General features: G+C 73.6%; 5 protein-coding genes. 3 read left to right on the top strand and 2 right to left on the bottom strand.

Features of this window, described 5'->3' with window-relative positions; all coding sequences use genetic code 11:
- Positions 1-48 precede the first annotated feature (48 nt).
- A complete protein-coding gene (locus ORI94_RS12510) occupies positions 49-1,542 on the bottom strand; it encodes an alpha/beta hydrolase (protein ID WP_266074595.1) in 1,494 nt (497 codons plus the stop codon).
- A 165-nt stretch (positions 1,543-1,707) separates the two neighbouring features.
- Positions 1,708-4,533 carry a lysylphosphatidylglycerol synthase transmembrane domain-containing protein gene (locus ORI94_RS12505; protein ID WP_266074594.1) on the bottom strand — a complete coding sequence of 942 codons (2,826 nt, stop codon included), beginning with the start codon at positions 4,531-4,533 and terminating at the stop codon, positions 1,708-1,710.
- 199 nt (positions 4,534-4,732) lie between these two features.
- On the opposite strand from ORI94_RS12505, the gene ORI94_RS12500 reads away from it, so the two are divergent.
- From ORI94_RS12500 to ORI94_RS12490, 3 genes are all read left to right on the top strand, one after another.
- Complete coding sequence (locus ORI94_RS12500) at positions 4,733-5,155, top strand: MGMT family protein (RefSeq protein WP_266074593.1); 423 nt, start codon at positions 4,733-4,735, stop codon at positions 5,153-5,155.
- A 219-nt stretch (positions 5,156-5,374) separates the two neighbouring features.
- Complete coding sequence (locus ORI94_RS12495; RefSeq protein WP_266074592.1) at positions 5,375-8,725, top strand: ATP-dependent helicase; 3,351 nt, start codon at positions 5,375-5,377, stop codon at positions 8,723-8,725.
- A 140-nt stretch (positions 8,726-8,865) separates the two neighbouring features.
- Positions 8,866-12,492 carry a UvrD-helicase domain-containing protein gene (locus ORI94_RS12490; RefSeq protein WP_266074591.1) on the top strand — a complete coding sequence of 1,209 codons (3,627 nt, stop codon included), beginning with the start codon at positions 8,866-8,868 and terminating at the stop codon, positions 12,490-12,492.
- Positions 12,493-12,555 lie beyond the last annotated feature (63 nt).

Here is a 12,555-nt window from a genome sequence, read left to right as displayed (position 1 = left end):
TTCGGCGGGGGCTTCGCGCACCACGGGTGCGTGAAGCCCCCGCCGTCGTCAAGAGCAGACCTTGCCGTCCTTCGGCACCGTGCCGTCCAGCAGATACGCGTTCACGGTGGAGTCGACACAGTCGCTCCCACTGCCGTACGCACCGTGGCCCTCGCCCTTCCAGGTGAGCACGGTCCCCACGCCCTCGCCCAGCTCGTCCGCCATCCGCTGCGCGCCCTCGTACGGGGTGGCGGGGTCGCCGGTGTTGCCGATCACCAGGACCGGCGCGGCACCCGGCGCGCTCACCTCCGGAGTGTCGTGCTGGCCGGGGACCGGCCAGTCGTGGCACCAGCCGGCCGTGTCCCAGCCGAGGAACGGGCCGAACACCGGTGATATCCGCTCGAACTCCGGCAGCAGTTCCTCCGTCTCGGCCACCGTCATCCGCTGCTTGTCGTCCAGGCACGAGATGGCCCGCTGCGAGTGGGTCGTCGTGCCGTACTTCCCCGACGCGTCCCGTTCGTTGTAGCCGTCGGCCAGCGCCAGCAGCTCCGAGCCGTCACCCTCCTCGGCCGCTTCCAGGGCACTGGTCAGCACCGGCCAGCTGGTCCGGCTGTACAACGGGAGGACGATGCCGGTCAGCGCCAGCGACTGGGTCAGTTCCCGCCCCTGTGAGGACGTCGGCAGCGGCTCGGCGTCGATCCGGTCCAGGAGCTCCGCTATCTCACGCGACCCCTGCTCGGGGTCCCGACCGGTGGACTTCAGATAGTTGTCCAGCGCGCGCTGGAATCCGCGCGTCTGGTTCTCGGCGTGCCCCACCGTGTCGGCGGTCGGGTCCACCACCGCGTCGAGAGTCAGCCGTCCCACCTTCTTCGGGAACAGGTGGGCGTACACGCCGCCGAGTTCGGTGCCGTAGGAGATCCCGAAGTAGTTGAGCCTGTCCTCCCCCAGAGCCTGCCGGATGCGGTCCATGTCACGGGCGGTGTCGGTGGTCGACACATGGGCCAGCAGCTCGCCGGCCGACTCCTGGCAGCCCTTCCCGAAGTCCGCCGCGTCCGCGAGGTACGCCTGCCTCTCGGCCGGGGTGTCCGGGGTGAAGTCCACCGACTCGGCCGCCTGGATCTCCTCGTCGTCCCGGCAGCGGATGCCCTCGCTGGCGGCCACCCCGCGCGGATCCCAGCTCACCAGGTCGTACCGCTCGCGCAGCTGCGAGGCGGTAGTGGCGTAGGAAGGCATCCCGGACACGCCGGAGCCACCGGGGCCGCCGAAGTTGAACAGCAGGGATCCGAGGCGGTCGTCCCCCGTGGCCTTCGCCCGGATCATCGCCAGTTCGATCGTCCTGCCGTCCGGCTCCGACCAGTCGAGCGGCACCTCGAGCGTGCCGCACTGCCATTCCCCACCGGGGGCGGGCGTGTCCCCAAAGGCCTCGCAGCGCCCCCAGTCGATCGCCGTCCCGCCGCTCCTGTCCTGGTCGTCGGAGCCGTCGTCGGAGGAGCCGCCGCTGCATCCTGCCGTCAGCAGCGCGGCACAGGCCGCCAGAGCCGTCCACCGTACGAAACGCGTCATGTGCCACATTCCCCTCGCGGGCCGTCCGCACCGTGCGGCGGATGGCGGTCAGGCCATGGTAGGCAGATCCCGCGTTCACCGCGGAAGCCTGTGGATAGCCCTCTGACCTGCTGCTTTGTGGAGCTCTTCGGTGTCTGTTCGCCGTTGCCCGCCGCAGGGCCTCCCTTACAGGGCTCCCTTGCGGGTGAGGTGGTTGAAGGCCAGCCATCCCGGGAGAACCGGCAGCCACAGGGTCAGCAGCCGGAACAGCAGTACCGCCGGCGCGGCGACCTCGCTGGGCAGGCCGACCGCGATCAGACCGACCGTCAGGGTCGCCTCGACCGCGCCCACACCACCCGGGGTGGGCGCCGCCGACCCCAGCGCGTTGCCCGCGAGGAAGACCACCGCCACGCCGGCGAGGCTGATCGACGTCGTCCCGTCGCCGAACGCCTGGACGGAGGCGTACAGACACAGCATGAAGCAGGCGGTCAGCAGCAGCATGCCACCGATGCCGGTGACCAGCTTCTGCGGGCGCTGCAGCACATCGAGCATCCGCGGCACGACACCCGCGAAGAGCGACCGCACGCGCGTGAAGAGGAACTTCCGCAGGAACGGCACCGAGGTCACCACCAGCACCAGCACCGCCACCGTCAGCAGACCCGCGATGACCGTACGGGACGGCGACAGCGAGGGCGTCTTCTCGGTACCGGTCAGATAGCCGAACGCGAGCAGCATCAGGATGTGGCAGCCCAGCCCGAACAGCTGGGACGCCCCGACGCTCGCCACCGCGAGCCCCGGCCGCACCCCGGCACGCTGGAGGAACCTGGTGTTCAGGGCGACACCGCCCACCGCCGCCGGGGCGACGATCTTCACGAAGGAACCGGCGACCTGCGCCGCCACCGTCCTGACGTACGGCACCCGCTCCGGCACGAACCCCAGCAGCGCCAGGGCGGCGGCGAAGTAGCTGGCCGCCGAGAACAGCGCGGCCGCCGCCACCCAGCCCCACTCCGCGTTGGAGATCAGTGGCCCGAACTCGATATGGGTGAGCTGCGTCAGCAGGAAGTACCCGCCGATGGCGCCCGCGATGAAACTGATCAGCGTGCGCGGACGCACCCGCTCGAGGCGGACCGGCTCGACCGGCGCCTGCGGCCTGATCCGCAGCACCTCGTGACGGATCTGCGTGAGCAGGTCCTCCTCGCGCGCCTCCTCCAGCGCCTCCTCGACCGCCCGCTTCTCGGCCCGTTGTTCGGCGCGTACGGCCTTCTTGTCGGGCTTGCCCTCGAACCGCCCGTCGGCCGTGGACCCCCCGGAGTGGTCCGCGGCCTGCTCCGTGCGCAGCAGCCGGGTCTGCCGGGAGGCCTCCAGCACCGCCTCACGTTCGCGCTCCGCCCGCTCCCGGGCGAGCCGGCGCAGCGTCGCGCGCGTGGAGCGGCTCAGCGCGATCGGCTGGAGCATCGGCAGGCAGTCCGCCACGGCGTCGGGGCCGAGCACGCTCAGCGCGGAGGCCACCGCGCGTTCGGCACCCACCCGGAGCCCCAGCGTCACCAGCAACTGGGAGACGTCCATGCGCAGCAGCACCTCGCCGGCCGCGATCTCACCGATCCGCAGATCGGTGAGGATCACCGCGCCGGAACGGTCCACCAGGATCGCGTCGCCGACCAGCCTGCGGTGCGCGATCCGGCGGGACTGCAGCGCCTGCACCTGATGCCAGGCGCCGCGCAGCAGTTCGTCGGTGATCTCCTCGTCCGGCAGCGAGTCGAGGGTGCGCCCGCCGCTGTGCTCGTAGACCAGCATCACCGCGTCGGGGCCGAGCTCGGACATCGCGATCAGCTTCGGCGCGTTGGCACCGGCCGCGATGGCCGCGTACGCCAGCAGTGCCTCCTGCTCGAGTGCCTGGCGCAAGGACTGGAGGCTGCTGCGGGTGGCGAAGCCGCGCAGGGTCAGATTGCGCCACGCACGGTAGAAGAACCCCTGTGCCTGCTGCTCGCGGTCGACCACCGTCACGTCCAGCGGCGGACCGTCCTCCAGGGTGACGAAGTACCGGCGGCCCCGGTCCCCGGCCTCGGCGGCGTCCGGCGCCTCCTGGCGGGACGCGCTCACCGGATGGAAGCCGACCGTCCGCAGGCCCGCCATCAGGGTCTGTCCGGTGGGACGCACGTTGGGCGAACCGACCGCGTAGAGCGTGCCGTACGCGACGGTCCAGCCGAGCAGCACCGTCAGGATGACCGAGAACGGAGTCGTGTACCCGGTGACCAGCATGGAGAAGGCGTCGAGGAGCAGCACGACCCACAGCACCGTGCGCCACCTGGGCCTGCGGGACATGCCGACGGCCGTCATGTAGGCGATGACGGGCGCCAGATAGCCGTGCACCGGATCGGTGAGGGCGTGGACGTTGCCGGGGGAGGGCTGGGTCAGCGCCTCCTGGATCGAGCCGGGGGCCGCCCGCGCGACCCACAGATCGGTGGCGAGTGTCACTCCGTGCGCGAGGACCGCGGCGAGCACACCGTCCGCGATCCGCAGCCCGTCCCGTTTGATCAGCCGTTCGATGGCGAAGGCGACCGGCACGAGGAGGATCGCGATGCTGGAGGCCAGACCGGCGATCTTGATGAGCAGGTCCGGCGCCTGACCGGTGCCCTTGGTGATGTCCTGTTCCAGCCCCGAGGTGGTGCCGTGGGCGAACGTGGCGATCGCCAGCAGCACCCCGATGGCGAACACGCCCACCAGGAGCCGCATGAGATCGGACGGACGGTGCACGCGCGCGGGGAGCAGGGGCTCGTCGCCCTCCACCTCGTCGACGTGCGCCGGATCGGTGCCGCTCCTGCCGTGGATGCCGTGGGCGCCCGGCTCGGCCCGCTTCCCGGTCCCGGCCGTCCCGGTGACGGCGCGCTGTGGACCGGTGTCGTGCGGATCGGTGATCCGGGGGCCCGGGCGGTCGGTACGACCGGTGTCCGGGCGCGCCGAGGCGTCAGGGGTGCCCGCCGCGTCCCCTGGGTGCGCACCCTGCTCCGTCATGGCCTCGTCTTGATCTCGTATCACCGGTTCACCGCCCGCACGATGGTGGCATGCCGTACCGCCGCACACGGGCGGCAGGGTCGACGTGCGGGGTCGCACAGTCTGCCCGACACATGGTTCCCGGGCGAGGCGTACGTACGCCCCGGTGCGCGGGACAGCGCCGGCCGTGTTGTCGGTGGGGTGGTGCAGGATGGGCAGGATGAGCCAGCAGAGCCTTCCGTCCGACACCGGCCCGGAGCACGCGGGCGCCCTGCCCGAGTACGCCGAGCGGGTCCTCGACGCGGCCGAGCGGATCCCGCCGGGCCGCGTCCTGACGTACGGCGACGTGGCCGAATGGCTGGAGGAGGGCGGCCCCCGGCAGGTCGGGCGCGTGATGGCGCTCTACGGGGGAGCCGTCCCGTGGTGGAGGGTCGTCCGCGCGGACGGGACGCTGCTGCCGGGCCACGAACTGCGAGCCCTCGACCACTACCGCGCGGAGGGCACTCCCCTGAGGGAGGCGGGCCGGGCCGCCGAGCGGCACCTGCCGCGCCTCGACATGAAGCGCGCGCGGTGGGACGGCGGCGGGTCCGCGGAGGACGGCGGCCGGTTCCCGCCGTCGGACGTACCGCCGGACGACCTGTGATCCGTACGGGGGAAACAGGGCACCTCCGGGCCATGACGTACGTTCGTGAAGCGGGTGACACGCGTGCCGCGTGTGCCGGGAGGGAAGAAGCGGACGTCCTGCTTCCGCACTCTCCGCAGGCGCGGCGTCAACCGCACGTGTCCCTCTCGCCCCCGCGGCCACCACCCTCCACCCGCGGTGGAACGGCAACCAGCACACCCACCAGGACCGGCGAACCACGTGAGCTCCTCTTTCTCCACCAACGGCCTGTCGCACCCCCAGGTGCGACGGGGGAACCCTGGCGCTCATCGACTGGTCCGTACCCCGCCGGCCCGCACATCCCCCCCTCGGTTGGACGCCGCCCAGCGTTCCGTGGTTGACCACCGGACCGGACCGATGCTCGTCCTCGCAGGTCCGGGTACCGGGAAGACGACCACACTGGTCGAGTCGGTGGCTGCGCGCATCGCCCGGGGGGGTGACCCCGAACGCATCCTCGTGCTGACGTTCAGCCGCAGGGCGGCGGTCGAGCTGCGCGACCGCATGGCCCTGCGCACAGGGGCCGCGCGCGCCCCGCGGGCGACCACGTTCCACTCGCTGTGCTACGCCCTGATCCGCGCCCACCAGGACAGCGACCTCTTCGTCGAGCCGCTGCGACTGCTGTCGGGCCCCGAGCAGGACGTCACCGTCCGTGAGCTGCTCGCCGGCCAGGTCGACCTGGAGCGCCTCGGCCTGGCGCATGTGCGCTGGCCGGACGAACTGCGCGCCTGCCTGACCACCCGCGGCTTCGCCGACGAGGTCCGCGCGGTGCTCGCCCGCAGCCGCGAGCTGGGCCTCGGCCCCGACGCCCTGGACGCCTTCGCCCGCCGCATCGGACGTCCCGACTGGCGTGCCGCGTCCGCCTTCCTCGCCGAGTATCTCGACGTCCTCGACCTGCAGGGCGTCCTCGACTACGCCGAACTGGTCCACCGCGCGGTGCTCCTCGCCCGCCGCCCCGAGACCGCCCGGCAGCTCGCCGCACGGTACGACGCCGTGTACGTGGACGAGTACCAGGACACCGACCCGGCGCAGGTACGGCTGCTGCAGGCGCTGGCCGGCGGCGGCCGCACCCTGGTCGCCCTCGGCGACCCGGACCAGTCGGTCTACGCCTTCCGGGGCGCGGACGTGAACGGCATCCTGGACTTCCCCGACGCCTTCCCCCGCGCGGACGGCCGCCCGGCCCCGGTCGAGGTGCTGCGCGTCGCGCGCCGCTCCGGCGCGGCCCTGCTGGCCGCCACCCGCCTGGTCACCCAGCGCATGCCGCTGCCCCGCCTGCCCGCCGAGAAGGTCCGCGCCCACCGGGAGCTCGTCCCGGTCCGGGACGGCGGCCGGGCCGAGGTCTACACGTATCCGACCTCCGGCACGGAGCTGGACAACATCGCCGACATCCTGCGCAGGGCCCACCTGGAGGACGGCGTCGCCTGGCGGGACATGGCCGTCCTGGTGCGGGCCGGCTCCCGCACCCTCCCCGTCGTCCGCCGCGCCCTCACCTCGGCGGGCGTCCCGGTGGACGTCGACGGCAACGACCTTCCGCTGCGCCACGAACCGGCGGTGACCCCTCTGCTCACGGCGCTGCGAGCGGTGGCGACGGCGGAGGCGGCCGGCGGGCCGGGGGAGGAGCCGGACGCCTCAGGACAGGAGAAGGAGCAGGCACAGGGGCAACGCTGCTGGCTCGACACCGAGACCGCGCTCACCCTGCTCGCCTCTCCTCTCGCCGGCATGGACACCGCCGACCTGCGCCGCCTCGGCCGGGCCCTGCGCGAGGAGGAGCGGGCCGCGGGCAACGCGCTGCCGCCGCCCTCGGACGACCTCCTCGCGCGGGCGCTGGCCGAACCCGAACGGCTGGTCGTGCACGACCCCGCGTACGCGCGCGGAGCCCAGCGGCTCGGCACGCTGCTGCGCACGGCACGCGAGCGCCTGGCGAACGGCGGCACCGCCGAGGAGGCGTTGTGGGACCTGTGGGACGGCACCCCGTGGCCGACGCGCCTGGAACGCTCCGCCCGCCGCGGCGGCGCGGCCGGACGCAACGCCGACCGGGACCTCGACGCGGTGTGCGCCCTGTTCGCGACCGCCGCCCGCGCGGAGGAACGCACCGGGGGCCGCGGCGCCCTGAACTTCCTGGAGGAGATCGACGCCGAGGACATCGCCGCCGACACCCTCACCCGCCGCGCCGTACGCCCCGACGCCGTACGCCTGATGACCGCGCACCGGGCGAAGGGCCTGGAGTGGCGGCTCGTCGTCGTGGCCGGTGTCCAGGAAGGCCTGTGGCCCGACCTGCGCCGCCGCGGCTCCCTGCTGGAGGCCGACCGCATCGGCCGCGACGGGCTCGCCGAACCGCTCACCCCCGGCGCGCTCCTCGCCGAGGAACGCCGCCTGTTCTACGTCGCCGCGACCCGCGCGCGTGAACGGCTCGTCGTGACGGCCGTGAAGGCCCCCGCCGACGACGGCGACCAGCCCTCCCGCTTCCTGACCGAACTCGGCGTCGAGCCCAAGGACGTCACCGGGCGTCCACGCCGCCCGCTGTCCGTCGCCGCGCTCGTCGCGGAGCTGCGCGCCACCACCGTCGACCCGCGCGTCTCCGGCGCCCTCAGGGAGGCCGCCGCCCGCCGGCTCGCCCGGCTCGCCGCCCTCACCGACGAGGAGGGCCGCCCCCTGGTGCCGTCCGCACACCCCTACCGCTGGTGGGGCATGTACGAGCCCACCCGGAGCAAGGTGCCGCTGCGCAGCCGCGACCAGCCCGTCGTGCTCTCCGGCAGCGCCCTCGACCAGCTCGCCAACACCTGTGCCCTGCAGTGGTTCCTCGGCCGGGAGGTGAAGGCCGACGCCCCCGCGACCGCCGCCCAGGGCTTCGGCAACGTGGTGCACGTCCTCGCCGACGAGGTGGCCTCCGGACACACCCCGGCCGACCTCGCCGTCCTCATGGAACGGCTCGACTCCGTGTGGAACGCGCTCGCCTTCGACGCACCGTGGAAGTCCCGGCAGGAGAAGCAGAACGCGCGCGTGGCCCTCGAGCGTTTCCTGAAGTGGCACGTCATGGACCGCGCCGGCCGCACCCCGGTGGCCAGCGAGCACGACTTCGACGTCCGCCTCGAAGCAGGTGACTACGAGGTCCGCATCCGCGGCCAGCTGGACCGCGTCGAAGCGGACGCCGAGGGACGCGCCTACGTCGTCGACTTCAAGACCGGCAAGCACGCCCCCAGCTCCGCCGAGGTGGCCCGCCACCCCCAGCTCGCCGTCTACCAGCTCGCCGTGCAGGAGGGAGCCGTCGACGAGGTCTTCGACGGCTCCCGCCCCGGGACGGGCGGCGCCGAACTGGTCCAGCTGCGCCGGCCCGCAGCCAAGCGGGACGGCGGAGAGACCCTGCCCAAGGTGCAGGCCCAGGAGCCGCTGGAGAGAGAGGGGGAGCAGGGCGAGTGGGTCGGCGACCTGCTCGCCACGGCCGCCGGAAAGGTCCTCGACGAACGCTTCACCCCGAGCGCGGGCCAGCACTGCACCCACTGCGCCTTCCGCGCCTCGTGCAGCGCACGTCCCGAGGGGCGGCACGTGATCGAGTGAGCGGCCCGGTGGGGGACGTCAGGCCGACGGGGACGCCCACGACCGGCGTGACGCATCGCACCGCCCGCGCCGACCTGCGGTTCTCCGGCCGACGCGGGGCGGTGCGGCCTTCTGTCGGTGGCCGCCGCTAGCCTCTGCGTGTGCATGCACGCATCAGCGATCCCGAGCAGCTCAAGGAGCTCCTCGGGATCCCCTTCACCCCCGAGCAGACGGCCTGCATCATCGCGCCGCCCGCTCCCCAGGTGATCGTGGCCGGAGCCGGTTCCGGCAAGACGACGGTGATGGCGGCACGCGTGGTGTGGCTGGTCGGCACCGGCCAGGTCGCCCCCGAACAGGTGCTCGGCCTCACCTTCACCAACAAGGCCGCCGGTGAACTCGCCGAACGCGTCCGCAAGGCGCTGGTCAAGGCAGGCGTCACCGATCCGGACGCCATCGACCCCGACAACCCGCCGGGCGAACCGGTGATCTCCACCTACCACGCCTTCGCGGGCCGCCTCCTGACCGACCACGGGCTGCGCATCGGCCTCGAGCCGACCTCCCGGCTCCTCGCCGACGCCACCCGCTACCAGCTCGCCGCGCGGGTGCTGCGCGAGGCCCCCGGCCCGTACCCCGCCCTCACCCGTTCCTTCCCCGACCTGGTCGGGGACCTCCTCACCCTCGACGGCGAGCTCTCCGAGCACCTCGTGCGGCCCGAGGACCTGCGCGGCCACGACACCGAACTGCTGCGCATCCTGGAGAACACCAAGCTCACCAACGCCGACCTGCGCAAAGTGCCCGAAGCGGCCGCCGCGCGGCGCGAACTCGCCGATCTCGTCCTGCGCTACCGGGCCGCCAAACGCGAGCGCGACCTCCTCGACTTCGGCGACCAGATCGCCCTCTCGGCGCGGCTCGGCCACATCCCCGAGGTGGGCCGCGCCCTGCGCGACGAGTTCCGCGTGGTCCTCCTCGACGAGTACCAGGACACCTCGGTCGCCCAGCGCGTCCTCCTCGCCGGCCTGTTCGGCGGCGGCACCGGCCACCCGGTGACCGCCGTGGGCGACCCCTGCCAGGCGATCTACGGCTGGCGCGGTGCCTCCGTCGCCAACCTCGACGACTTCCCCGAGCACTTCGCACGGGCCGACGGCAGCCCCGCCACCCGCCAGTCGCTCAGCGAGAACCGGCGCAGCGGCGGCCGCCTGCTGGACCTCGCCAACGGTCTCGCCGGGCCCCTGCGGGCCATGCACGCGGGCGTGGAGGCACTCCGCCCGGCCCCGGGAGCCGAACGGGACGGCACCGTGCGCTGCGCCCTGCTGCACACCCACGCCGAGGAACTCGACTGGATCGCCGACTCCATCGCCCACCTCGTACGCACCGGCACGGCGCCCGGCGAGATCGCCGTCCTGTGCCGCACGGCGACCGACTTCGCCGAGATCCAGAGCGTCCTCGTCGCCCGGGACGTCCCCGTCGAGGTCGTCGGCCTGTCCGGGCTGCTCCACCTGCCCGAGATCGCCGACCTGGTCGCCGTCTGCGAGGTCCTCCAGGACCCCGGTGCCAACGCCTCGCTCGTCCGCCTGCTGACCGGCCCGCGCTGGCGTATCGGCCCGCGCGACCTCGCCCTCCTCGGCCGCCGCGCGCGCCTGATCGTGTCCCACGCGCGCGTGGACGGCGAGGACGACCCCGACCGCCGTCTCGCCGAGGCCGTCGAGGGAACCGACCCGTCCGAGGTGATCTCGCTCGCCGACGCCCTCGACACGTTCCTGGAAACCCCGCTCGACGGCCACGGGGACGACGACGGGCTGCCCTTCTCGCCGGACGCGCGCGTACGGTTCGCCCGGCTGGCCACCGAACTGCGCGACCTGCGCCGCTCCCTGGCCGACCCGCTGATGGACGTCCTGCACCGCGTCCTCGCCGTCACCGGCCTCGAGATCGAACTGTCGGCGTCCCCGCACGCCCTGGCCGCCCGCCGCCGCGAGACCCTGTCCAACTTCCTCGACATCGCCGCCTCCTTCGCCGCCGGGGACGGCGAGGCGAGCCTGCTCGCCTTCCTCGGCTTCCTGCGCACCGCCGCCCAGTACGAGAAGGGCCTCGACAACGCGCTGCCCGGCGGCGAGAACACCGTCAAGGTGCTCACCGCGCACAAGTCCAAGGGCCTGGAGTGGGACGTCGTGGCCGTCCCCGGACTGGTCACCGGCACCTTCCCCAGCGGTCAGGGCCGCGAGAAGTGGACCGCACAGGGCAAGGTGCTGCCGCACGGGCTGCGCGGCGACGCCGACACCCTGCCCGACGTCGAGTCCTGGGACTCCCGGGGCCTGAAGGCCTTCCACGAGGCGATGAAGGACCACCAGCACACCGAGGAGCTCCGCCTCGGCTACGTCACCTTCACCCGCCCCCGCTCGCTGCTGCTCGGCTCCGGCCACTGGTGGGGGCCCTCGCAGAAGAGACCGCGCGGGCCGTCCGCGTTCCTCCAGGCCCTCCACGACCACTGCGCCGCCGGGTACGGCGAGACCGAGGCCTGGGCCGACGAGCCCGCCCAGGACGACGAGAACCCCGCCCTGCAGCGGTCCGGCCAGGACCAGATGTGGCCCCTCCCGCTGGACGACGACGCCCTCGCCCGCCGCCGCGCCGCCGCCGACACCGTCCTGGCCCACCTCGAGAGCCTCGCCGGCCGCCCCCCGGCCGTGCCCGCCCGGGACACGTACGACGACCCGGACTGGCCTTTGCCCCCGGACGACGAGGACGTCCCGCCCGACGACGTCGACCCCTTCGCCGACGACGTGGCCGACAAGGCCGACGAGGACGACTGGCACTCCTGGACCGCCGACCGCCCCACGGACGGCCTCCCCGCCGACGGCCCGCCCGCCGGCCTGCCCCTCGGCGGACTTCCGGCCGGCCGCCGTCCCACCGTCCCGCACCAGGCGACGGCCCCGGAGCCCGCCGTGCCCCACGGCACCCCGGCATCCGCTCCGCGCCCGGAACCTGCTCCGCGCCCGGATCCCGCAGCCCCCGGCCCTGAGGCCCCGGACCTCCGGGCGGAGCCCGCCGCGCCCAGCCTCACCCCGGAGGAGGCCCGTACCGTCGCCTCCTGGGACCGCGACCTCGACGCCCTCGCCGGCGAACTGCTGCGTGCCCGCGAGGGTGTCACCGAAGTCCTGCTGCCCGCGTCACTCACCGCGTCCCAGCTGCTGCGGCTGGCCGCGGACCCGGACGGCTTCGCGCGGGAACTGGCCCGCCCCATGCCACGCCCGCCGCAGCCCGCCGCCCGCCGCGGCACCCGCTTCCACGCCTGGGTCGAGGCCCGCTTCGAGGAACTGACGCTGCCCCTGCTCGAACCGGACGACCTCCCCGGCAGCGAGGCCGAGATCGCCGACGAGCACGACCTCGCCACCCTCAAGGACGCCTTCGAGCGCACCGAGTACGCCCACCGCACGCCCTACCGCGTGGAGGCCCCGTTCCAGCTGGAGATCGCCGGCCGGGTCGTCCGCGGCCGCATCGACGCCGTCTACCGGCAGGACGACAGCGATCCGGGCGAAAACGGCACCGGCGCCGGGACCACGTACGAGATCGTCGACTGGAAGACCGGCCGCGACCGCACCGCCGACCCGCTCCAGCTCGCCGTCTACCGGCTCGCGTGGGCCGAGCAGCAGGGCGTCCCCCTGGAGTCCGTCACCGCCGCCTTCCTGTACGTACGCACCGGCGAGGTCGTACACCACCACGCGCTGCCGGACCGCGCGGCCGTCGAACGACTGCTCCTGGAGGAATCCCCCGCAGACACATCGGGTGACACGTAGGGTGACACGTAGGGTGATACGCCCGGTGAGATACCGCACTCCGAGGACACCCCCGCGGGCCGA

It is taken from the genome of Streptomyces sp. NEAU-W12 (assembly GCF_026242095.1).
Taxonomy (GTDB): domain Bacteria; phylum Actinomycetota; class Actinomycetes; order Streptomycetales; family Streptomycetaceae; genus Streptomyces.
Note: the sequence above shows the minus strand (reverse complement) of the source record. Positions and strands in the feature narration are given on the sequence as shown.

Coding starts and splice junctions, on each gene's coding strand:
- ORI94_RS12510 (WP_266074595.1), bottom strand. CDS start 1,542: ATGACGCGTTTCGTACGGTGGACGGCTCTGGCGGCCTGTGCCGCGCTG.
- ORI94_RS12505 (WP_266074594.1), bottom strand. CDS start 4,533: ATGACGGAGCAGGGTGCGCACCCAGGGGACGCGGCGGGCACCCCTGAC.
- ORI94_RS12500 (WP_266074593.1), top strand. CDS start 4,733: ATGAGCCAGCAGAGCCTTCCGTCCGACACCGGCCCGGAGCACGCGGGC.